Source organism: Prevotella sp. LCP21S3_D2 (genome assembly GCF_052118345.1).
Taxonomy (GTDB): Bacteria; Bacteroidota; Bacteroidia; order Bacteroidales; family Bacteroidaceae; genus Prevotella.
The window spans coordinates 1-562 of record NZ_JBQKHJ010000097.1 but is presented as its reverse complement, the minus strand read 5'-3'; the positions used below and the strand labels follow the sequence as shown (position 1 = coordinate 562).

The 562-nt window shown below is 38.3% G+C and carries 1 protein-coding gene; it reads right to left on the bottom strand.

Translation table 11 applies throughout. The annotated features are described in order from the left end of the window. Positions 1-376 (bottom strand): hypothetical protein (locus ACTQ16_RS16765; RefSeq protein WP_441938571.1); only part of this gene is annotated, 376 nt, incomplete at its 3' end. Between the last annotated feature and the right edge of the window lie 186 nt (positions 377-562).

Below are 562 nucleotides of genomic sequence, written 5' to 3'. Positions count from 1 at the left end.
CCAACAGGGTCTCAGCAGTTTTCAGCTTTCTCTTTGTATCAGTAAGCTCTTGCCTGGTTTCTTGTAATTGCTGAAGCACAACATCCAACTTATGAGAATGGCTGGCACTTAGCACCTTGTTTTCATCATTGTATGTTTGCTGTTGAAGACGAGACAATCGAACCTCATCCGTCAACTCTTTAATATTGGCAGTAAGGCGGCTTATCTCCTCATCCTTGGACTGAATCTGCGAATACAAGAATTTACAAAAGTTATGTAGTTCTTCTCCTGTCATACCTTGGGACGGGTCATAGTCAGCAGAAGTCCGAGACTCCTGCTGAATTTGATCGAGACAGTTTTGTGCCTCTATATCTATGCCTAATTCGTCTAGTTCCATAACCTTTGTATTTTAGTACAAAGATACAAAAAATATTTGAATTATGCAAATTTATAAAACACATAACCGCCTGATTATTAGTTAATTATACTTAAATACGAATTATGCTCTAATCTGCTTTATAACAGGCGATTCCAATACTATCATCACGGTCTTCCAATCCATCTTATAGGTAGGAACTCCTTC